The following is a 22,430-nucleotide window of genomic DNA, read 5'->3' as shown; positions in this document are numbered from 1 at the left end:
CATGACCGACGGGAAACTCCTGGTCGCGGCCGCGGCGCTGGCCGGATTCGCCGAAGGGCCGCAGCTCACGGCCCTGCTCGCGGTCCGGCACCGGGAGACGCCCGCACGCGTGCGGGCGCAGGTGTTCACGACGGCGGCGAGCGTCAAGATCACCGGTCTGGCCGCCGCCGCGCTAAGTCAGGTCAGAAGGCCATCGCCTGGGCGCGCCGCTTCACCTCGGTGCCGTGGCTCGTGCGCAGCGCGTTGACCGGCGTGTTGCCCGGCAGCGACTCGTCGACGGTGAACAGCCAGCGGAGCATCTCGGTGCGGCTGAACCCGGAGTCGTCGAGCACGGTTATCGTGCCGGACAGGCCCTTGACCACGCCGTCCTTGACGAGGAACGCGCTCGGGACGCACAGCTCGCCGCCTCGTTTGAGGGCGATCAGCTCGCCCTCGCGCAGCAGCTGGCGGACCTTGTTGGTCGACGTCCCGAGGGCGGTCGCGACCTCCGGCAGCGGCAGCACCGCGATGTCGGCGGCCAGGACGTCTTCGGCGACAGGAATCCCACTCACAGGTGACACTGTGCCACATTCGCCCCCCTCTCCCGCTAGTGCGCACGGGTGACCCGCGAGGTCTCCTCCACGCGGCGTGCCGGGTTCCGTACGATCCTTACTCGTGACACGCACCCACCCCAGCCTGGTCGGCACGCTGCTCGAGCGGCGCTACCGGGTGGACCGGCTGCTCGCCCACGGCGGGATGTCGTCGGTCTACCAGGGGACGGACACCCGGTTGGACCGCCAGGTCGCGATCAAGATCATGGACCCGCGCTTCGCGGACGACCGGTCGTTCGTGGACCGGTTCGTGCGGGAGGCCCAGTCGGCCGCCCAGCTGCACCACCCGAACGTCGTGGCGGTGCACGACAAGGGCGAGGAGGGCGGCCTCGCCTTCCTGGTCATGGAACTCGTCGACGGCGGCACCCTGCGGGACCTGCTGGACGAGAAGGGCCCGCTCGACATCGCGCTCGCGCTGAGCGTCGCCGAGCCCGTGCTGTCGGCGCTCGCCGCCGCGCACCGGGCCGGGCTGGTGCACCGCGACGTCAAGCCCGAGAACGTGCTCATCGGCCGGTCCGGGCCGCACACCGGCGGCGTCGTCAAGGTCGCCGACTTCGGTCTCGTGCGGGCCGTGGCCAGCGCCGGGACGACGAGCGCGAGCGTCATCCTCGGCACCGTCGCCTACCTCTCCCCCGAGCAGGTCACCACCGGCGCGGCCAACGCGCGCGGCGACGTCTACTCGGCCGGGATCCTGCTCTACGAAATGCTCACCGGCCGCGCGCCCTACACCGGCGACACCGCGATCTCGGTGGCCTACCGGCACGTCAACGACGACGTCCCGCGGGCGAGCGAGCTGCGCCCGGACCTGCCGGCCGCCCTCGACGACCTGATCACGCGCGCGACCCGGCGCGACCCCGAGCTGCGGCCCGCCGACGCCGGGGAGTTCCTCACCGAGCTGACCGCGGTGCGCGCGCAACTGGGCCTGCTGCCGGTCACCGTGCCGGTCCCGGTGTCCCACGGCCAGGGCGACATCGCCGACACCGAGCGCACGCTGCCGCGGATCCCGCAGGTGCAGCCCGACACCGGGAAGACCATGCCGGTGCACCGCCCGAACGCGACGCGGGCGCTCAGCCACCCCGGCCACCCGGGCACCCCGCCGCCGGGAATCCCCGCGGCCGGGAACGTCCCGCCGCGCCCGCCCCGCCGGCGGGCCGAGCCGGAACCCGAGAAGCCTGCGGACAACCGCAAGCGGATCGCGCTGATCGCCGGGGCCGTGCTGCTGTTCGGCGGGCTGATCACGGCGTTCATCTTCATGCTGACCGACACCGGCGGCGACAAGACCTCGACGGTGCCGAAGCTCGTCGGGCTGAACCAGGCGGCGGCGGGTGACGCCCTGCGCTCGGCGAAGCTGACGCCGCAGTTCAGCCAGGAGTTCGACAACTCGGTGCCGTCGAACACCGTGCTGCGCAACGAACCCCCCGAGGGCACCACGCTGACGCCGAACTCGACGGTGTCGGTCGTGCTGTCCAAGGGCCGCCCGGCCGTGCCGGACATCCGCCCGGGCACCGCGCTGCCCGACGCCGAGCAGGCGATCAAGACGGCGCAGCTGACCCCGGTCCGCGGCACCGACGACTTCGACGCCGACGTCCCGCAGGGCGCGGTGATCCGCACCGAGCCCGGCGCCGGCAGCCAGCTGAACATCAACGGGCAGGTCACGATCATCGTGTCCAAGGGCCCGATCCCGCTGCCGCCGGTCCCGGACGTCACCGGGAAGAGCAAGGACGAGGCGTTCCAGCTCCTGCAGCAGGCCGGGTTCGAGCCGTTCCAGGCGGGCGAGGAGTTCAACCAGACCGTCCCGGGCGGTGCCGTCACCCGGACCGACCCGGGGGCCAACTCGCAGGCGACGGCGAAGCGGATCGGCGTGTTCCTCAACAACGCCGTCCAGGTGCCGGACGTCCGGTTCCGCTCGTTCGACGACGCCCAGAAGCTCCTCGAGCAGGCCGGGCTGCAGGCCGACCGCGACGGCGGCCGCGGGCGCGGCGGGGGCGGCGGGTTCGACTTCGTCTTCCAGCAGGACCCGCAGCCGGGCACGTTCGTGCAAAAGGGCTCCAAGGTCAAGCTGAAGGGCTTCGGTGGATGATCGGCAGCCGCGGGCGCGTGACCGGCACGATCGGCCCCGGCCTCATCGGTGAGGTGCTGCTGAGCGTCCGGGGCGGCACCGAGGCCTTCTACGCCTACCCGATCGACCCCGAAGCGACCTTCAGCTCCGGCACGCAGGTGCTCGTCGTGGACTTCGAACCGCCCCGCACGGTTTATGTCGAACGGTGGCAACCACTGAGCCGCTAGCGGCGTCGAAGGGCTACCAACAACAGAAGACTGAGGGGTGTGGGAGGCCAATGAGCATCCTGCTGATCGTCGGCATCGCCGTCGTGGCCGTGATCGTCATCTTCGGACTGCTGCGGGTCCTGTACAAGGTCGCGGAGCCGAACGAAGCGCTGATCGTGTCCGGCTGGGGGATCCGGGTCGAACGCAGCGAGACCGCGGACAGCCTGGGCTTCAAGATCATCACCGGCCGCGGCGTGAACGTCATCCCCGGGTTCCAGACCGCCCGGCGGCTGTCACTGGACACCCGGGGCGTCAACCTGCAGGTTTCCTGCGTGACCCGGCAGGGGCTGCCGGTCACCGTGCGCGCCGTGGTGATCTACAAGGTCGGCGACGACTTCTCGTCGATCGCCAACGCCGCCCGCCGGTTCCTGGACCAGCAGAAGGGCATGAACGACACGATCCACGAGCTCTTCTCCGGCCACCTGCGCTCCATCGTGGGCGGGCTGACCATCGAGGAGATGATCCACAACCGGGACGCGCTCACCGGCGAGGTGCGCCAGTCCTCGGCCACCGAGATGATCAAGCTCGGCCTGATCGTGGACTCCCTGCAGATCCAGGAGATCGACGACGAATCGGGCTACATCCTCAACCTCGGCAAGCCGCACGCCGCCGCGATCGCCGCGTCGGCCCGGATCGCCGAGGCGCAGCGCGACCAGGAAGCCGCCCAGGTCGAGCAGGAGTCGGCGGCGAAGAAGGCGGCCGCGGTCCGCGCGAGCCAGATCCAGCAGGCCGGTTACCAGGCCGAGGTCGACCAGGCGCGGGCGAAGATGTCCCAGTCCGGTCCGCTGGCCGAGGCGACCGCGCGCCAGGAGGTCGTCGTCCAGGAGACGCGGGCCGCCGAGCTGGAGGCGGCGCTGGCCGAGCAGCGGCTGCAGTCGCAGGTCCGCAAGCCGGCCGACGCGAAGGCGTACGACACGCGCACGGCGGCCGACGCGGCCCGTGACGCTTCGATCGCCAAGGCCCAGGCCGAGGCGAAGGAGACCGAGCTGCGGGCGGCGGCGGACGCGACCCGCGTCAAGACCGCGGCCGAAGCCGAGGCGCAGGCGACGAAGGCCCGTGCGGAAGCGGCGGCCGGGGCGACCCGGGCGACCGGTGAAGCGGAGGCGGCCGCGGCCAAGGCACGCGGTCTCGCCGACGCGGAAGCCGCGAAGGCGAAGGGTCTCGCCGAAGCCGAGTCGGCCCGGGCGAAGGGGCTCGCCGAGGCGGACGCCATCAAGGCGCGCGCCGCGGCGCTGGCGGAGAACCAGGAAGCCGTCGTCGCGCAGCAGCTGGCCGAGCGCTGGCCGGAGATCGTCGAGGCGGGCGCGAGCGCGTTCGGCAACATCGACCACATGGTCGTGCTCAACGGCGCCGACGGAATGTCCGACATGTTCGCCAAGGCGCTGTCGCTCGGCGGGACCGGTCTCGGCCTGGCCCGGCAGCTGATGGAGTCGATGGGCAAGCCGGCGGACAAGGAGCTCGACGAGAGCGCCGGCAAGAACGGCGAGCTCAAGCTGAGCGACTGATCGCACACGCTGCGTGCGGCCCTTGTGTCCCGGATCACGGGAGACGAGGGCCGTACGCCCGTTCGGGGGCGGAAATTCCCGGGACGTTGCCTTACCGTGGGCGCATGGTGCCGGACAGCACGTCGCGGGCCGCCCGATGAACTTCTTCACCGGCGGTCCCCGCGAACGTCCCCTGTTCCCCGTTCCGGAGCAGGAGCTGTACGCCTTCAACGGCAGACACTGGACCGATCCCCCGCGCGAGCACATCGTCCCGGCCGTGCTGCCGTGGGCGCAGGCGCTGGGCCGGTCCGAGCGCACGATCGTCGCGCTGCGGGCCGTCGAGGTGTGGCCGGAGGCGGTCACCCTGCGGGTCACGGTGTACTCGCGCGACAGCCTGGTCGACGACCCCGCGGAAGGGCTGATCGACCACCGCCGGGTCCCCGACTACAACGGCCTGCTCATCGGCGTGCTCTACGCCGACGGGAGCCGGGCCAGCTCGGAGACCATTTCGGTGCCCTCGGCGAGCGAGCCGGACGGGCCGGTGCTGCGGGCGCAGGCGGTCGGCGGGACGCGCTTCGCCGTCGAGCACGAGGTGTTCCTGTGGCCGCTGCCGTCGGCGGGGCCGCTCAAACTGGTCGTCCAGTGGCGCGGCCGGGGCATCGAAGAGTCCCGGACGACGCTCGACGGCGGCGCGATCCGCGCCGCGGCGAAGGACGCCGCGGAGATCTGGCCCGGGCTGGGCAAGCGCCACGCCGGCGCGTTGCCGGTGCGCCGCGTCGGCAAGCAGGTGGCGCTGACCCCCGACTGGGGGACCGCCACGGCCCGGGCGGACAAGCCCGGAACCCCGCCCGGCGAATAAGAACCGGTTGATCTGTGACCCCGGGCACCGCTGCCCGGGGTATCTCGAATGGCTGAATGGGGTGGTTAGTTAGCGTCGACGAAACACTTCGACCACCCGCGCGTCACGTCGGGCTGGTGCAGTGGCTTTCTCCTCCCCTCGTCGCACGTGGCCGTGCAGACCCGCGAACGCCTGATGGGAAAGGTCGCTTATGGCAGGCTCGCCGCTCAGCGCACTCGACGTCGCTTTCCTTTGCCTGGAAAGCGAAAAGTCCCCGATGCACATGGGTGCGGTGATCACGTTCACCGCGCGACGGCCGGTGGATCCGCCGGCGTTGACCGCGATCCTCGCCGAACGGGCCGCCCGGCTCCCGAAGCTGCGCCAGCGGGCGCGCTCGGAGCTGTTCCCGCCCGGCGCCGCCCGCTGGACCGAAGACGCGGATTTCGTTGCCGCGGACCACATCCACCACGTCGAGCTCAGCTCGCTCTACGACCCGGACCCGCTGACGGCCTACGCGTCGCGGTGGATCGCCGAGCCGCTCGACACCGGCCGCCCGCTGTGGGACCTCACCCTGGTCACCGGCCTGCCCGGCGGGCAGTTCGCGTTGCTGATGAAGCTGCACCACGCGCTCACCGACGGTGCCGGGGCGTACGCGGTCGCGGCCGGGCTGCTCGACGGCGTCAAGCTGCCGTCCGCGCCGGCCCGCCGGATCCCGGCCCAGCGGTCCACTTTGGACACGGTGAAGGGCGCGCTCGGCACGGTCTGGGGGCAAGCCAACGAAGCCGCCGGCATCGCCTCGTCGGTGGTGCGGGCCACCCGCCCGACGCTGTCCCCGGTGTCGGCGCCGGCCTCGGCCGAACGCCGGCTGGGGTTCGTGCGGCTGCCGCTCGCGGAGCTGCGCCGGGTGCGCCGGGCCCACGGCGGCACCACCAACGACGTCGTGCTGGCGGTGCTGTCCGGCGCGCTGCGCGAGTGGCTGGTGAACCGCGGCCACCGCGCCGACGGCCGCACGCTGCGCGCGCTGATCCCGGTGAGCGTCCGCGGCCGCTCGGGTGACCAGCTCGGCGGCAACAAGCTGTCCGGCTACCTGTGCGACCTGCCGGTCGGCGAGGACGACCCGGTCGAGCGCCTGCGCGTCGTCCGCCGCGCGATGAACCGCAACAAGGCGGCGGGCCCGAGCCGCGGCGCGGGAGCGCTGCCGCTGCTGGCCGACCGCGTCCCGGCCCTGCTGCACCGGCTGGGCACGCGCACCGCGGGCCAGGCCGCGCCGCTGCTGTTCGACCTGGTGATCACCACGGTCCCGCTCCCCCCGGCCCGCCTCTCGATCGACGGCGCACCGCTGGCGGAGGTCTACCCGTTCGTCCCGCTGGCCCCCCGCCACGCGGTCGGCATCGCGGTGGCCACCTACCGCGACTCGGTCCACATCGGACTCCAGGTCAACGGCGAAGCGGTGCCGGACATCGGCTCGCTGCGGGACGCGGTCCTGAAGTCCGCGTCCCGCCTGCTCGACGCCTCCTGAGCCTCAGCCGCGGAGCATCTCCGCGACCAGGAACGCCAGTTCCAGGGACTGCTGCGTGTTCAGGCGCGGGTCGCACGCCGTTTCGTAGCGGCCCGAGAGGTCGATGTCCGAGATCTCCTGGGCGCCGCCCAGACACTCGGTGACGTCCTCGCCGGTCAGCTCGACGTGGATGCCGCCCGGGTAGGTGCCCAGCTCGTTGTGGACCTCGAAGAAGCCCTGGACCTCGTCGACGATCCGGTCGAAGTGGCGCGTCTTGTACCCGGTGGACGACTCGTGCGTGTTGCCGTGCATCGGGTCGCACTGCCAGATGACCTTGTGCCCGGACGCCTCGACCTTCTCGACGATGCCCGGCAGCACGTCGCGGACCTTGCCGTTGCCCATCCGCGCGATCAGCGTCAGCCGGCCCGCCTCGACACGCGGGTCGAGCCGCTCGACGTACTCCACGGCCTGCTCGGGCGTGGTCGTCGGGCCGATCTTCAACCCGATCGGGTTGGCCAGCAGCTCGGCGAACGCGATGTGCGCGCCGTCCAGCTGGCGGGTCCGCTCGCCGATCCAGAGGAAGTGCGACGACAGGTTGTACAGCTTCGGGTTCGACGCGTCGGCGTTGTCGAGCCGCAGCATCGAGCGCTCGTAGTCGAGCAGCAGGGCCTCGTGGCTGGCGAAGATCTCGGTCGACTGCAGCGACGTGTCGGTGACGCCGCAGGCCGACATGAACCGCAGGCCGCGGTCGATCTCGTTGGCCAGCGCCTCGAAGCGCTGCGCCGCCGGCGACGCCGAGACGAAGTCCTTGTTCCAGTCGTGCACCTGGTGCAGGTCGGCCATGCCGGCGCCGGTGAGGGCGCGGACCAGGTTCATCGCCGCGCCCGCGTTCGCGTAGGCGCGGATCATCCGGCCGGGGTCGGGCACGCGCAGCTCGGGCTTGGCGACCAGCGAGTTGATGATGTCGCCGCGGTACACCGGCAGGCCCAGCGCGTCCGTCGCGGCCGAGCGCGGCTTCGCGTACTGGCCGGCGATGCGGCCGACCTTGACCACCGGCAGGCTCGCGCCGTAGGTCAGCACGACCGCCATCTGCAGCAGGGTGCGCAGGTTGGCCCGGATGTGCGGCTCGGTGTTCGACTCGAACGTCTCCGCGCAGTCGCCGCCCTGGAGCAGGAACGCCTCACCGCGGGCCACCATCGCCAACCGGCTCTTCAGCCGGTCGATCTCGGCCGGGACGGTGATCGGCGGCACGCTCTCCAGCACCCCGCGCACCCGGTTGGTGAGTTCCGGATCGGGCCACTCCGGCTGCTGGGCCGCGGGCCGGGCCAGGGCCGCGTCGAGGCGGGCCCGCAGCTCGGGCGGAAGCGGCGGCAGTTCGGGCAGTGTGTCGACGGGGACGTCCACAGTCCAGTTCACCCCTCCAGGATAAGGTTCGCGCCGTGCCTCGTTCCGCCAGGTGGGCCACCGAGCTCCTCGCTCCCTGGGCCCGAGCGCTCGCGTTGCCCCTCGTGCTCGCCTGGGACGCGCACTGAGCTGGGGACTCCTCATCGCCGTCACGGGGTCGCCGATCCCGCCGGCCGTCATCGTCCGCGGGGCGAAGCACGGCGAGCAGGACGGCCATCACGTGACGGCGCCGGGTCCCGCTGCCGATCGCCGGGCTCTCCGATACCGGGCTGGTCAGCCCGCTGGTCGCGGCCGGCGCGAAGGTCGGGATCTCCCCGCACGCGGCCGCGCCCGAGGTGCTGACGCTCCCCCGCGGCCCGTCGGTGCTCCCCCCGGTTCGGCTGGGTGGCGTGGCCGGCGATGGACGTCGTCGGCGGCGGCGGCGGTCACTGGGCGCTGCTCACCGCGTTGACCGGCTGACGTTCCGCACTCGCGAAGTCCGCAAGCCGGAAGAAAGCGAAGCCCGGAGTCAGGCGAGCAGCTCCTCGATCGTGTCGGCTCCGGCACGCGGGCCGCCCGCCGCGCGCAGGTGGCCGGCCATCCGGGTCAGGTTCGCGCGGATCGCCGGGTCCGCCGCGACCTCGTCGACCGTCCGGCGCAGCTCCCGCGGGTCGAGGGGGCCGGTGAGCACCCGGCCCAGGCCCAGCTCCTCGACGCGGCGGCCGTTGACCGTCTGCTCCGGCGTCTGCGGGTAGGACACCAGCGGCACCTCGCACAGCAGCGCCTCCATCGTGGAGTTCATCCCCGTGTGCGACAGGAACACCTCCGCGTGCCGCAGCACGGCAGGCTGCGGAAAGTACGGCCGGACCTCGAAGTTCGCCGGGATCGGGCCCAGCCGGGCCGGGTCGACGCGCTCGCCGAGCGCCAGCACCACGGGCCGCCCGGTGCCGCCGAACGCCGTCACGCACGCGGCGAAGAAGTCGGGGCGGTCGTTGACCACCGTGCCCAGCGAGACGAACAGCACCGGGCCGGCCGCGGGCGTCCAGTCCGCGTCCCGGGAGCCGAACGACGGGCCGATGAACCGGTAGTCGGCCCCGAAGGTGTCGCCGGCGATCTGGAACTCGCGCGGGAGGAAGACGAGCTTCCGGTCCGCGAGCCGGCCCACCGAGGCCGGCGTCCCGGCCGGGACACCGGCGGACGCGGCGAACCGGGCCTGGGCGGCGGCGTACTCGGCCAGCCGCGGGTGGCCCGGGTCGAAGCCGGGCGGGGCCAGCAGGGTCGTCGGGTCGAACACGTCGTTGCCCGCGAACGTCGGCACCGTCGCCACCGACGGGCGGCCGAGCCGGTGGGCCAGCACCGGCCCGAACGGCGTCAGCGAGTCGTAGCAGACGACGTCCGGCGGGTCTTCGCGGAACACCTCCGTCAGCCGCGGCAGCACCGCACGGGTGACGTCGAGTGCGCCGGTGAGCGTCTCGGCGACCTCCTCGGTGGTCCGGCTGCGCGCGGCGGCCACCTTCGCCCACGGCGCGTCCGGCACGACCGGTGCCGCCCCCGCCGCGGCGACGGCGTCCCGCAGCGCCGGGCCGGTGGCGTAGGTGACCCGGTGCCCGCGCCGGACCAGCTCCTCGACCAGCGGCAGGGTCGGGTTGACGTGCCCCGCCGCCGGAACCGCGAGAAACGCGATGTGTGCGCCCATGGTCGGAACGGACCCCCATTTCCCGACCATTGTGGCGGGCGCCGCTCGAATACGGAAAGGGCCACCCGGCACGCGGCCAGGTGGCCCTTTCCGCGACGCGCGTTCAGACGACGGCGAGTGGCAACGCCGTCGGGTGCACCGGGGACGGGAGGTCGGACGCGCCGGTCAGGTACGTGTCGACCGCGTTGGCCACCGAACGGCCCTCGGCGATCGCCCAGACCACCAGCGACGCGCCGCGGTGGGCGTCGCCGCAGACGAACACACCCGCCGTCTCGGTCTGCCAGTCCGCACCGCACGACAGCGTGCCGCGCTTGGTCAGCGACAGCCCGAGGCCGCCCAGCAGCGGCATCTCCTCGACGCCCTCGAAGCCGATCGCCAGCAGGACCAGGTCCGCCGGGAGCGTCTCGACGTCGTCGCCGACCGGGATGACCTCGCGGCGTCCGGTCGCGGGGTCCTTCTGCACCTTGACCTGCTGCAGCTCGACCGCCGTGACGCGGCCGGCGTCGTCGCCGACGAACCGCTTGACCGCGACGGCGAACTTCCGCTCCCCCGCCTCCTCGTGCGCCGGGTAGGTGCGCAGGATGTAGGGCCAGGTCGGCCACGGCGAGCGGTCGTCGTCCCGGGTGGACGGTGGGATCGGGTACTGGTCCAGCTGGGTCACCGAAAGCGCGCCCTGGCGGGTGGCCGTGCCGTAGGAGTCGGCGCCGGTGTCGCCGCCGCCGATGATCACGACGTGCTTGCCGCGCGCGTCGACCGGCGACGGGCCGTCACCCTCGACGAACTTGTTGGCCGGCACCAGGTGTTCCATCGCCAGGTGCACGCCGGACAGCTCGCGCCCGGGCGTAGTCGTGTCGTCGCGGCCGCGCAGGGCGCCCACCGCGAGCACGACGGCGTCGTACCGCTCGCGCAGGTCCTCCACCGTCAGGTCGACGCCGACCTCGCAGCCGGTGACGAACTTCGTGCCCTCCTTGCGCAGCTGCGCGAGGCGGCGGTCGAGGACCTTCTTCTCCATCTTGAACTCGGGGATGCCGTAGCGCAGCAGCCCGCCGAGCCGGTCGTCCCGCTCGAAGACGGTGACCTCGTGCCCGGCGCGGGTCAGCTGCTGGGCGGCGGCGAGCCCGGCCGGGCCGGAGCCGACGACCGCGACCCGTTGCCCCGACGACACTTCCGCCACCTGCGGCTGGACGTAGCCCGCTTCCCACGACTGGTCGGCGATCGTCTGCTCGACGCGCTTGATCGACACCGGCCCGCCTGAGAGCGGCGAGATCGACAGCACGCAGCCCGCCTCGCACGGCGCGGGGCACAGCTTCCCGGTGAACTCGGGGAAGTTGTTGGTGGCGTGCAACCGATCGCTCGCCGCGGCCCAGTCGCCGCGGCGGACGAGGTCGTTCCACTCCGGGATCAGGTTGCCCAGCGGACAACCGGACCCGCCGGAGTGGCAGAACGGGATGCCGCAGTCCATGCACCGCGACGCCTGCTTGCGGACGTCTTCGTTGCGCACGCCCGGGTCGACGTCCGCGTAGACCTCGCCCCACGAGTGCAGCCGGTCCTCTTTGGACTTCTTCTTGGGCTCTTCGCGGTCGTACTTGAGAAAACCGGTCGGGTCAGCCACGAGCGGCCTCCATGATCGCCTCGTCGACGTCGCGGCCCGCGGCCTTCGCCGCCTTCGCCGCGTCCAGGACCCGCTGGTAGTCACGCGGCATCACCTTCGTGAACGCCACGCTGCGCCGCGGCCAGTCGCCGAGCAGCGACGCGGCCACCGCGGAGCGGGTGAGATCGTAGTGCTGCTGCACGGTTTTCTTGAGCCAGGCCAGGTCGTCCGCGGTCGGCTTGAGCAGGTCCACCATGTCCTGGTTGACCTTCTTGCGGTCGACGTCGAGCAGGAACGCGATGCCGCCGGACATGCCGGCCGCCAGGTTCCGCCCGGTCGGGCCGAGCACCACGGCGCGGCCGCCGGTCATGTACTCGAAGGCGTGGTCGCCGACACCCTCGGCGACGACGGTGGCGCCGGAGTTGCGGACGCAGAAGCGTTCGCCGACCTGACCGCGCAGGAAGAGCTCGCCGCCGGTCGCGCCGTAGGCGATCGTGTTGCCCGCGATCGTCTGCGCCTCGGCGGCGAAGGACGCGTCCGGGTCGGGCCGGACGATGATCCGCCCGCCGGACAGGCCCTTGCCGACGTAGTCGTTGGCGTCGCCGACCATGTCGAGGGTGATGCCGCGCGGCAGGAACGCGCCGAGCGACTGGCCCGCGGACCCGGTGAGCAGCACGTGGATCGTGCCCTCGGGCAGGCCTTCGCCGCCGTAGCGGCGGGTGATCTCCGAGCCGAGCAGGGTGCCGACGGTCCGGTTGACGTTGCGCACCGGCAGTTCGAGCCGCACCGGGTGCGCGTCTTCCAGGGCCGCCTCGGCGAGCTGGATGAGCGTGCGGTCCAAGGCGTGCTCGAGGCCGTGGTCCTGGCCGCGGGTCCGCCGCTTCGCGCCGCCATAGGGCGTCTCGGCCGGCATCTCGAAGATCGGCGACAGGTCGAGCCCGGACGCCTTCCAGTGGTGCACGGCCTCGTCGGTGTTCAGCAGCTCGGCGTGGCCGATGGCCTCGTCGAGCGTGCGGAAGCCCAGTGCCGCCAGGGTTTCCCGGACTTCCTGCGCGACGAACTCGAAGAAGTTCACGACGTGCTCGACCTGGCCGGTGTAGCGCTTGCGGAGCTCGGGGCTCTGCGTGGCGACGCCGACCGGGCAGGTGTCGAGGTGGCAGACGCGCATCATGATGCAGCCCGCGACGACGAGCGGGGCCGTCGCGAAGCCGTACTCCTCGGCGCCGAGGAGCGCCGCGATGACGACGTCGCGCCCCGTCTTCATGGCGCCGTCGACCTGCACGGTGATCCGGTCGCGCAACCCGTTGAGCAGCAACGTCTGCTGGGTCTCGGCGAGGCCGATCTCCCACGGGGTGCCGGCGTGCTTGAGCGAGTTCATCGGGGACGCGCCGGTGCCGCCGTCGTGCCCCGAGATGAGCACGACGTCCGCGTGCGCCTTCGACACGCCCGCCGCGACCGTGCCGACGCCGAGCGAGGACACCAGCTTCACGTGGATGCGGGCGTTTTCGTTGGCGTTCTTGAGGTCGTGGATCAGCTGGGCGAGGTCCTCGATGGAGTAGATGTCGTGGTGCGGCGGCGGGGAGATCAAGCCGACGCCCGGCGTGGAGTGCCGGGTCCGCGCGATCCACGGGTACACCTTGTTCGGCGGCAGCTGGCCGCCCTCGCCGGGCTTCGCGCCCTGCGCCATCTTGATCTGGATGTCGTCGGCGTTGACGAGGTACTCGCTGGTGACGCCGAACCGGCCCGAAGCGACCTGCTTGATCGCGCTGCGGCGCTCGGGGTCGTAGAGCCGCTCCGGGTCTTCGCCGCCCTCGCCCGTGTTGGACCGGCCGCCGAGCCGGTTCATCGCGATGGCCAGGGTTTCGTGCGCCTCGGCCGAAATCGAGCCGTACGACATCGCGCCGGTGTTGAAGCGCTTGAAGATCGCCTCGGCCGGCTCGACCTCGTCGAGCGGCACCGGCTCGCGGACGCCGTCGCGGAAGGCGAACAGCCCGCGCAGCGTGCCACCCTCGCGGTAGAGGCGGTGCACCTCGTCGGTGTACTTGCGGTACACCTCCTCGCGGCCGGTCTTGGACGCGTGCTGCAGCAGGAACACCGTCTCCGGCGAGAACAGGTGCAGCTCGCCCTCGCGGCGGTAGGCGTACTCGCCGCCGGTGTCGAGTCCCCGGTGGACGCGGTCGGTCGGGTTGTCCGGGTACGCGCGGCGGTGCCGCACGGCGACCTCTTCGGCGAGCACGTCGAGCCGCACGCCGCCGAGCTTCGACGACGTCCCGGTGAAGTACTCGTCGAGCAGGTCCTGGGCCAGGCCGAGGGATTCGAAGACCTGGGCGGCGGTGTACGCGCCGACCGTCGAGATGCCCATCTTGGACATGATCTTCAGGACGCCCTTGACGAGCGCCTGCACGTAGTTGCGGATCGCCTTTCCGGACTCGATGCCCGTGACGGCGCCCTGCCCGATCATGTCCTCGATGGTCTCGAAGGCCAGGTACGGGTTCACCGCGGCGGCGCCGTAGCCGAGCAGCAGCGCGATGTGGTGCACCTCGCGGGCGTCCCCGGATTCGACGACCAGCGCGACGCGCAGGCGTTCCTTCGTGCGGACCAGGTGGTGGTGCACCGCGGAAACCAGCAGCAGCGACGGGATCGGCGCCATCCGGTGGTCGGAGTCGCGGTCGGACAGCACCAGCGTGCGCGCGCCGGCCGCGATCGCCTCGGACGCCTCACGCCGGACGCGCTCGACCGCCGACGCCAGCGCCTCGGCGCCGCCGTCCGCTTCGTACAGTCCGGAAAGGACACTGCACGCGAAGCCCGGCAGGTCGCCGTCGTCGTTGATGTGGATGAGCTTGGCGAGCTCGTCGTTGTCGATCACCGGGTACGGCAGCTTCAGGTGCCGGCACGACGCCGGGCCCGGGGCCAGCAGGTTGCGCTCCGGGCCCATGATCCGCGCCATGCACGTGACGAGCTCTTCGCGGATCGCGTCCAGCGGCGGGTTGGTCACCTGCGCGAAGTTCTGCTTGAAGTAGTCGTAGAGCAGGCGAGATCGCTGGGACAGCACCGCGACCGGCGTGTCCGAGCCCATCGAGCCGATCGGCTCGGCGCCCTTCTCAGCCATCGGCGCGAGCAGGATCTTGAGCTCTTCCTCGGTGTAGCCAAAGGAAAGCTGGCGCCGCAGCACCGAGTCGTGGCTCTGCACGACGTGGTCGCGGTCGGGCAGCTCGGCGAGCTTCAGCAGGCCGGCGTGCAGCCAGCCCTCGTACGGCAGGTCTTTGCCCAGCTCGGACTTGACCTCTTCGTCGTCGACGATCCGGCCGGCCGCGGTGTCCACCAGGAACATCCGGCCGGGCTTGAGGCGGCCCTTCGCGACGACGTCCTTCGGGGCGACGTCCAGGACGCCCGCCTCGCTGGCGAGCACGACGCGGTCGTCGGCGGTGCGCCACCAGCGCGCCGGGCGCAGGCCGTTGCGGTCGAGGACCGCGCCGACCAGCGTGCCGTCGGTGAAGGTGACGCAGGCCGGGCCGTCCCACGGTTCCATGAGACTAGCGTGGAACTGGTAGAAGGCACGGCGCGCGGGCTTCATCGTGGCGTGGTTCTCCCACGCCTCCGGGATCATCATCAGCACCGCGTGCGGCAGCGACCGGCCGCCCAGGTGCAGCAGCTCCAGGACCTCGTCGAACGAGGCCGAGTCCGACGCGTCCGCCGAGCAGATCGGGAACAGCCGGGTCAGGTCGCCGGGGATGAGGTCCGATTCGAGCAGCGCCTCGCGGGCCCGCATGCGGTTGCGGTTGCCGCGGATGGTGTTGATCTCGCCGTTGTGGGCCACGAACCGGAAGGGGTGCGCGAGCGGCCACGACGGGAACGTGTTGGTGGAGAAGCGGGAGTGGACCAGCGCGATGGCGCTCGCCAGCCGCTCGTCGCGCAGGTCGCCGAAGAACGCGGGCAGCTGCTCCGGCGTGACCATGCCTTTGTAGACGATCGTCCGCGAGGACAGCGACGGGAAGTACGTGCCGCAGCCCGCGATCCCGCTCTCGTGCTCGGTGCGCTTGCGCAGGCAGAAGGCCAGGCGGTCCAGCTCGAGGCCCGCGGCGCCGTCGCCGGCGACGAAGAGCATCGCGAAGTGCGGCATGACCGAGCGGGCGGACGGGCCGATGTCGGCGCGGTCGGCGTCGACCGGGACCTCGCGCCAGCCCAGGACTTCGAGTCCTTCTTCGACGGCGATGCGTTCGGCCAGCTCGACGGCCTTGCGGCGCTGCTCGGCGTCGGCGGGCAGGAAGGCGATCCCCGCCGCGTACCGGTGGTGGCCGTTTTCGTCGGGTTCGGGCAGCTCGAAACCGGCTTCCGCACGCAGCAGCTCGTCGGGCAGCTGCAGCAGGATGCCGGCGCCGTCGCCGCTGGTGGGTTCGGCACCGGCGGCGCCTCGGTGGTCCAGATTGGTCAACGCGGCGAGGCCGTCGGTGACGATGCCATGGGAGCGGCGGCCGCGGATGTCGGCCACCATGGCCACACCGCAGGAGTCCTGTTCGGTCTCCGGATCGTAGAGACCCTGCTTGCCGGGAATGGCGGAGAAGATCATGAAGGGACCTCCTTCGTCGTCTGTTCGTGCTGGCCGGGCTAGCGGCCGGGGAGCGCACGGGACGACGATGGCCCGCTCGTTAGCGCGACTTTAACACCTGGGAAACATGCCAGCATCAATTCAGAGCGCCCCGAACAACGCCGGACGGTAACGATCTGGCCGCGCGGAACGACGTAGTTCCTGATGAGTTCCTGGTAGTTCGCTCTGCTAAGTATACGACCCGGAAACCTGCGTCAAGTCTAACGTGACGCGGCCGACGCCGCCCGGTCCGATGCCCCGCGACGCCCCCTTCGAGGCGTTCCCGCACGTTAGTAGAACGTGTTACATTTCCCGCATGATCCTCGACCGGTTCCGGCTGCCCGGGCAGGTCGCGGTGGTCACCGGCGCCGGACGCGGGATCGGCGCGGCCACCGCCGTGGCCCTCGCCGAAGCGGGCGCCGACGTGGTCATCGCCTCCCGGACGGCAGCCCAGCTCGAAGAAGTGGCCTCCCGGGTGTTCTCGGCGGGCCGCCGCGCCCACGTCGTCCCGCTCGACCTCGCCGACCCGGCCGCCGCCGCGACGCTCGCCGCGGTGGCCGTCGAGCAGTTCGGGCGCCTCGACCTGGTCGTCAACAACGTCGGCGGCACCTACCCGCGGCCCCTGCTCGAGACGACGCCCGGGTTCCTCGAGGAGGCGTTCCGCTTCAACGTCTCGACGGCGCACGCGCTGACGGTCGCGGCGGCGCCCTCGCTCGTCAAGACGGGCGGCTCGGTCGTCAACATCTCGTCGATCATGGGTCGGGTCGGCGGCCGCGGCTTCGTCGCCTACGGCACGGCGAAGGCGGCCCTGGCCCACTGGACCCGCCTAGCGGCGGCCGACCTCGCACCACGCGTGCGGGTGAACGCGATCTCGGTGGGCTCGGTGGCGACGTCGGCGCTGGAGATCGTGGTCGGCAACCCGGAGCTGAAGGAGAAGATGGAGTCCGCGACGCCGTTGCGCCGGATCGGCGAGGCGGAGGACATCGCGGCGACCGTGGTCTTCCTGGCGTCCCGGGCCGGCGGCTACATCACCGGCAAGATCCTCGAGGTCGACGGCGGGCTCCAGTCCCCCAACCTGGACCTGGGCCTGCCGGACCTCTGACGCGTCAGTCCTCGGTCTTCTTGGGTTCCTCGGCCACCGGGGGCTCTTCAGCGGGCTTCTCCACCGAAGCCGGAGCCGGGGCCTCGGCGGCCACCTTCACGGAGTCGCTGTCGTCCGGTTCGGCTTCCGGCGCGGCCGCGGCCGTGTCCTTGCCGTGCAGCAGCTCCGGGGCTTCCCGCGGCCCGCGCCGGCCCGCCAGCACGAAGTAGACCACCGCGGCGAGGAACAGCAGGATCGACGTCCAGACGTTGACCCGCAGGCCGAGGATGTGGTTCGCGGTGTCGGTCCGCATCATCTCGATCCAGCCGCGGCCCGCCGTGTAGCCCGCGACGTACAGCGCGAACACCCGGCCGTGGCCGAGCTTGAACTTCCGGTCGGCCCAGACGATCAGGCCGGCGATCAGCAGGTTCCAGATCAGCTCGTACAGGAACGTCGGGTGGACCGGGCTCTCCGGCAGCGGGATGTGGCCCGTCGCGACGCCGTTGAGCAGGTTCTCCGGGTCGTCCGGGTTGAAGCGCTGGTAGACCTCCAGGCCCCACGGCAGGTCGGTGTGCGCGCCGTAGAGCTCCTGGTTGAAGTAGTTGCCGAGACGGCCGATGGCCTGCGCCACGATGATGCCGGGGGCGATCGCGTCGGCCATCGCCGGCAGCGGGACGCCCTTGCGGCGGCACGCGATGAGCGCGCCCACCGCGCCGAGCGCGATGGCGCCCCAGATGCCGAGGCCGCCGTCCCAGATCGCGAAGGCGTTCCAGGGGTTCTTGCCCTCGGTAAAGTACAGCTCGGGGTCGGTGATGACGTGGTACAACCGGCCGCCGACCAGGCCGAACGGCACGGCGTACACCGCCATGTCGATGATCGTGCCCTTGGTGCCGCCCCGGGCGACCCAGCGCCGTTCACCCCACCAGATCGCGACGATGATGCCGGCGATGATGCACAGGGCGTAGGCGCGGATCGGGATGATCCCCAGGTGCCAGACCCCGCGGTCGGGGCTGGGGATCGTCGCGAGGAAGGCGGCCGAGGCGGAAATCACGGGGCCACCGTAGCGCGTCTCCCGAGCTAGCGGGACTCCGCCTCCGTCGCGGCCAGGTAGCCCGCCACCAGCGCGTGCGCGACGCGGGTGACGGCGTCGTCGCCGGGGAGGAACACCTCGTCGTGCAGGCTGGGCGCGCCGGCGGTGTCGCCGAGGCCGACGAACAGCATCAGGCCGCGGGTTTCGCCGCCGCAGTAGTGCGCGAAGTCGTCGGCGCCGAACGAGCGGAACTCGTGGTCGACGCGGGCGCCGCCGTGCACCAGCCGGCGCTGCGCCGCCGCGGCCAGGGCCGGGTCGTTGTGCAGCACCGGCTCGCACGGGCTGATCCGCAGCTCGGCGGTGCAGCCGTGGGCCGCCGCGGTGCCGTGCACGATCTGCGCCAGCGCTTCGAGCGCGCGCTCACGGTCCTCCGCGCGCATCAGCCGCAGCGAGCCGGCCGCGCTCGCCGAGTTCGGGACGACGTTCGCCGCGGTGCCGGCCTGGACCCGGCCGACCGAGCAGACCGCGCCGAACACCGGGTCGATCCGGCGCGACGCCAGCTGCTGCAGGCTCACCACCAGCTGCGACAGCGCGAGGATCGGGTCGCGCAGCATGTGCGGGTAACCGGCGTGCCCGCCCTGGCCGTGCAGGACGACCTCGAACTCGTCGGTGGACGCGTTGACCGGGCCCGGCACGGCCGACACGGCGCCGTCCGCGAGCCGGGGCTGGACGTGCGCGCCGATCACGGTGTCCACCCGGTGCTCGGCGAGCAGCCCGGACTCGACGACGTCGAGCGCGCCGGAGGGCGAGGTCTCCTCCCGCGGCTGGAGCAGCGCGAGGATCGGGCGCGGCACCCCGACCCGCACCGCCGCGCGGGCCACCGCGACCAGCGCCGCGAGGTGCACGTCGTGGCCGCACGCGTGCATCAGGTCGGTCTCCGACGCCCACGGCACGCCGGTGCGCTCGGTGACCGGCAGCGCGTCCAGCTCGGCGCGCAGGGCGACCGCGGGGGCGTCGGCCGCCGCGCCGGGCAGCGGGATCGCACGGCCGGTCTTGGCGACGCGGACGCCGTCGCCCGCGCCGATCGCCGCGGTGACCAGCCGGGCGGTGTCCTCCTCGTCGCCGGAGCCGCGCGGGTCGGCGTGCACGGCGTGGCGGAGGGCGACGGCGGCGGGCAGTTCGTCGTCGATCGCCCGGGTCCACCGGGTCCACAGGTCGGTCACACGTGCTCCAAGCGGTAGATCCTCTTCGCGTTCTCGTGCCCCACCAAAGCACACAGCCGGACGGCGTCCACTTCGGACATCGCGTCGGCGGCCAGCGCGGCGCGCACGAAGTCCGACAGGCCGCGCCGGAACAACGCCGTGCCCAGGTGGTACAGCTCGGCCAGGCCGAACGCGTCGGTGGAGAACAGCACCTTCCCGAACGGCGCGATCTCCAGCAGCTCGGCCAGGATCGCGGGCGCCCGGAACCCCGCGTTGTGCGTGATCAGGCCGGCGTCGACGAAGACGTGCTCGAAGACCTGCGCGAGGTAGGCCGCCTGGCGGTGGAACGGGTAGTTGTGCAGCAGCAGGATCGGCACGCCTAGCTCGCGCGTCGCCCGCAGGAAGCCGGTGAGCAGCAGCGGGTCGCAGCGGTGCAGGTCGACGTCGGAGTCGCCGTACCCGACGTGGAACTGCACCGGCAGGCCCAGGTCGAGCCCGGTCCAGACGAGGTGGCGGTGCAGCACCTCGTCGGCCAGCCGGACGTTCCCGGAGCGCAGCCAGCGTTCCGCCGCGGCCGTCACTTCGGACGGCGACGGCCGCTCCCCCGCCAGGTCGAGGCCGACGCGGTAGGCGGCGATCGACTTGAGCCCGACGGCCGTCGCGGCCCGTTTCCCCAGCTCGTCGGCGAAGGCCACGGCGAACCCCGCCGCGGTCGTGCCTCCGATCACCGCCTCCGCGACCTGCTCCAGCCGGACGACGTCGTGCACCCGGCTCGCGGCGAGGGCGCCGAACTCCGGCGTCGTCGTCACGGACTCCGGCAGGAACCCGCCGTCCAGCAGGAAGTCGGTCGTGCCGGTCGCCCGCAGGAACCGCCGCGCCACCTCGGCCGCGCCCAGCTCGGCGCGGCGGTCGAGGTAGACGTCGGCTTCGGCGTGCTTCGGCAGGTCGAGCACGGGCGCGCAGCGTGCGCGCACGGCCAGGCCGATGAGCGAGTCGAACAGGCTGGTGCCGAGCGGCGACGTCGCGCCGGCCTCGGTCAGCAGGGCCTCGAAGTCCGCGCGGGTCACGTCCCGGGTGAGGACGCCGTGGCCGTGGTGGTCCACGAGCGGCAGGTCCGCCACGAACGGGAGCAGCTCGGTCATGCGCGGCCCGCCGCTGGACGGGTTTCGACGGCGTCTGACACGATCTCCTCCACTTTCCCAAGGTACTCGGTGAACCTCGACGGGAGCAGGATGAGCCGGCTCGATCGGGCAGAACTCGCGCAGCAGGGCGCCATCCGGGCCGACGGCCTGCGCGCCGCCGGGGTGGAGCTGGTCGCGCTGACCTTCGTGGACAACAGCGGCATCACCCGGACGAAGGCCGTCCCGGTGGACCGGCTGTGGTCGGCGGCCGCGTGGGGCGTCGGCGCGTCGAACTCCTTCGACTTCTTCCTGGCCACCGACGAGATCGTGGACGGCACCTACTCGCGTGGTCCGGTCGGCGACCTGCGGCTGCACCCGGACCTCGACGCGCTCGTCCCGCTGGCCGCGCAGCCCGGCTGGGCGTGGGCGCCGGCGAACCGCTACGACCAGGACGGCGTCCCCCACCCGCAGGACTCCCGGGCGCAAGCGGCCGCGGCGACGGCGCGGCTCGCGGCGCTGGGCTACGACGTCCGGACCGCGTTCGAGATCGAATGGGTGATCACGACGGCGGACGCGCCGGACGACCCGCGCTCGGCGACGGCGGGCCCGGCCTACGGTTACGCGCGGCTTTCCGCGCAGGCGCCGTACCTGCGGGCACTGGTCTCGGCGTTGGCCGCGCAAGGTGTTGCGGTGGAACAGATCCACCCGGAGTACGCGGCCGGGCAGTTCGAGCTGTCAGTGGCCGCGGACGACCCGGTGCGCGCGGCCGACATCGCGGTGCTGACCCGCGAGACGATCCGGGTGGTCAGCCGGCAGCACGGGCTGCGCGCGTCGTTCACGCCGAAGTTCGCCCCGGACGGCGTCGGCAACGGCGGTCACGTCCACCTGAGCCTGTGGGACGGCGACCGCAACCTCTGCACCGGCGGCGACCGCCGGTTCGGGCTGACCGCGACGGCGGAGGCGTTCGGCGCCGGGATCTTCTCGCGGCTGCCCGCGTTGCTGGCGATCGGCGCGCCGTCGGTGGTCAGCTACCTGCGGCTGGAGCCGCACCACTGGGCGGGCGTGTTCCTGGCGTGGGGCCTGGAGAACCGCGAGGCGCCGCTGCGGCTGGTGCGGGGCGTGGCCGGCCAGCGCGACCGGGCGGCGAACTTCGAGGTCAAGTGCTTCGACCTGACCGCGAACCCGTACCTGGTGGTGGCCGCGCTGCTGTTCGCCGGCTTGGCCGGCGTGGACGCCGACGCGACGCTGCCGGAGCCCGTCGACGTCGACCCCGGGACGCTGCCCGCGGCCGAGCGGCTGCCGAAGACACTCGCCGAAGCCGTCACGGCGTTCGAAGCGGACGAAGCGCTGACGAAGGCGTTCGGCCCGGAACTGGCGACGACGCTGGTGGACGTCCGCCGCGGCGAGATCGACCGGTTCGGGCGCCTGTCGCCGGCGGAGCTGTGCGCCGTGATGCGGTACCTACACTAGGGCTTTCGCGACCTCCGTCCGCAGCTGCGGCAGCTTGGCGTAGAGGCGATCGCCGGGGCACTCGGTGTTGTAGTAGTCGCGGTGGCCCTTGATCTCCGCGACCGGGATGCCGTACTGGCGGCAGATGTGGGCGCAGAACACGACGAGCGAGTCCCACTGCGACTGCGGTGGCTCGACGCTGGTGTAGCGGCCTTCGTTCTCGATGCCGATGGCGTTGGTGTTCTGGCCGGGGCAGTGCGCGCCCTGGATCATGGTGGTCCGGCCGCGCAGCGCGTCGAGGCTGCCGTGCCGCCCTTCCAGGCGGTAGCCGCCGCGGCTGACGGTGAAGTGCTGGCCGGTGTCGGACCAGCCGTTGTCGTCCATGTGGTCGTGCTGATCGTCGCGGGCGACCTGGAAGGCGTGGCCGAGGGAGTAGTCGGTGCTGTTGGCCCTGGCGATGTGGTGGATGAGAATCCGGTTCGCGGGATGGTCGAGGATGACGAGCTCATCCGACGGCACCGCGAAGGAAGGTACGCCGCGGAAGGTGTCCGATGTCC

General features: G+C 72.3%; 16 protein-coding genes. 7 read left to right on the top strand and 9 right to left on the bottom strand.

What is annotated here, in order from left to right:
* Positions 1–182: 182 nt before the first annotated feature.
* Positions 183–551, bottom strand: a complete 369-nt coding sequence (locus tag MUY22_RS24535) for an Rv2175c family DNA-binding protein (protein WP_247062933.1) — start codon at positions 549–551, stop codon at positions 183–185.
* Positions 552–654: 103 nt separating this feature from the next.
* On the opposite strand from MUY22_RS24535, the gene pknB reads away from it, so the two are divergent.
* From pknB to MUY22_RS24510, 5 genes are all read left to right on the top strand, one after another.
* Entirely contained in the window at positions 655–2,670 is a 2,016-nt protein-coding gene (pknB, locus tag MUY22_RS24530) for a Stk1 family PASTA domain-containing Ser/Thr kinase (RefSeq protein WP_247062931.1), read from the top strand.
* A complete protein-coding gene (locus MUY22_RS24525; protein WP_247062929.1) occupies positions 2,667–2,876 on the top strand; it encodes a hypothetical protein in 210 nt (69 codons plus the stop codon). Before pknB ends, MUY22_RS24525 begins: the two co-directional genes overlap by 4 nt.
* A 50-nt stretch (positions 2,877–2,926) precedes the next feature.
* Positions 2,927–4,420, top strand: a complete 1,494-nt coding sequence (locus MUY22_RS24520; protein WP_247062927.1) for a flotillin family protein — start codon at positions 2,927–2,929, stop codon at positions 4,418–4,420.
* A 136-nt stretch (positions 4,421–4,556) separates the two neighbouring features.
* Positions 4,557–5,258 (top strand): hypothetical protein, encoded by a 702-nt coding sequence (locus MUY22_RS24515; RefSeq protein ID WP_247062926.1) that lies wholly within the window; start codon positions 4,557–4,559, stop codon positions 5,256–5,258.
* Between the two features lie 256 nt (positions 5,259–5,514).
* Positions 5,515–6,756, top strand: coding sequence for a wax ester/triacylglycerol synthase family O-acyltransferase (locus MUY22_RS24510; protein WP_247064097.1), 1,242 nt, complete (start codon positions 5,515–5,517; stop codon positions 6,754–6,756).
* A gap of 3 nt (positions 6,757–6,759) precedes the next feature.
* Here MUY22_RS24510 and MUY22_RS24505 read toward each other — a convergent pair whose 3' ends face one another.
* The 4 genes from MUY22_RS24505 to gltB form a co-directional block, all read right to left on the bottom strand.
* Positions 6,760–8,151, bottom strand: coding sequence for a class II 3-deoxy-7-phosphoheptulonate synthase (locus MUY22_RS24505; RefSeq protein ID WP_247062925.1), 1,392 nt, complete (start codon positions 8,149–8,151; stop codon positions 6,760–6,762).
* 496 nt (positions 8,152–8,647) lie between these two features.
* On the bottom strand, positions 8,648–9,814 hold the full coding sequence (locus MUY22_RS24495; protein ID WP_247062924.1) for a macrolide family glycosyltransferase: 1,167 nt from the start codon (positions 9,812–9,814) through the stop codon (positions 8,648–8,650).
* Positions 9,815–9,917: 103 nt separating this feature from the next.
* Positions 9,918–11,426, bottom strand: coding sequence for a glutamate synthase subunit beta (locus MUY22_RS24490; protein ID WP_247062923.1), 1,509 nt, complete (start codon positions 11,424–11,426; stop codon positions 9,918–9,920).
* A complete protein-coding gene (gene gltB, locus MUY22_RS24485) occupies positions 11,419–15,972 on the bottom strand; it encodes a glutamate synthase large subunit (protein WP_247062922.1) in 4,554 nt (1,517 codons plus the stop codon). The genes MUY22_RS24490 and gltB overlap by 8 nt, the downstream gene beginning before the upstream one ends.
* Positions 15,973–16,306: 334 nt before the next feature.
* Here gltB and MUY22_RS24480 point away from each other — a divergent pair, with 334 nt between their 5' ends.
* The gene (locus MUY22_RS24480; protein WP_247062921.1) at positions 16,307–17,092 is read left to right on the top strand and encodes an SDR family oxidoreductase; all 786 of its coding nucleotides are present in this window, start codon (positions 16,307–16,309) and stop codon (positions 17,090–17,092) included.
* 4 nt (positions 17,093–17,096) lie between these two features.
* On the opposite strand, the gene lgt is transcribed toward MUY22_RS24480, so the two are convergent.
* From lgt to MUY22_RS24465, 3 genes are read right to left on the bottom strand one after another with little or no spacing between them, the layout of a single operon-like run.
* Positions 17,097–18,122 (bottom strand): prolipoprotein diacylglyceryl transferase, encoded by a 1,026-nt coding sequence (gene lgt / locus MUY22_RS24475; RefSeq protein WP_247062919.1) that lies wholly within the window; start codon positions 18,120–18,122, stop codon positions 17,097–17,099.
* Positions 18,123–18,148: 26 nt separating this feature from the next.
* The gene (locus tag MUY22_RS24470) at positions 18,149–19,324 is read right to left on the bottom strand and encodes a M20 family metallopeptidase (protein WP_247062915.1); all 1,176 of its coding nucleotides are present in this window, start codon (positions 19,322–19,324) and stop codon (positions 18,149–18,151) included.
* The gene (locus tag MUY22_RS24465; protein ID WP_247062913.1) at positions 19,321–20,445 is read right to left on the bottom strand and encodes an amidohydrolase family protein; all 1,125 of its coding nucleotides are present in this window, start codon (positions 20,443–20,445) and stop codon (positions 19,321–19,323) included. The genes MUY22_RS24470 and MUY22_RS24465 overlap by 4 nt, the downstream gene beginning before the upstream one ends.
* 90 nt (positions 20,446–20,535) lie before the next feature.
* Here MUY22_RS24465 and MUY22_RS24460 point away from each other — a divergent pair, with 90 nt between their 5' ends.
* Positions 20,536–21,894 (top strand): glutamine synthetase family protein, encoded by a 1,359-nt coding sequence (locus MUY22_RS24460; RefSeq protein WP_247062911.1) that lies wholly within the window; start codon positions 20,536–20,538, stop codon positions 21,892–21,894.
* On the opposite strand, the gene MUY22_RS24455 is transcribed toward MUY22_RS24460, so the two are convergent.
* Positions 21,886–22,392 (bottom strand): peptidoglycan recognition family protein, encoded by a 507-nt coding sequence (locus MUY22_RS24455; protein ID WP_247062909.1) that lies wholly within the window; start codon positions 22,390–22,392, stop codon positions 21,886–21,888. The two genes, MUY22_RS24460 and MUY22_RS24455, sit on opposite strands and share 9 nt — an antisense overlap.
* Positions 22,393–22,430 lie beyond the last annotated feature (38 nt).

Source organism: Amycolatopsis sp. WQ 127309, assembly GCF_023023025.1.
GTDB lineage: Bacteria > Actinomycetota > Actinomycetes > Mycobacteriales > Pseudonocardiaceae > Amycolatopsis.
This window is presented reverse-complemented; position numbering and strand designations above follow the sequence as displayed.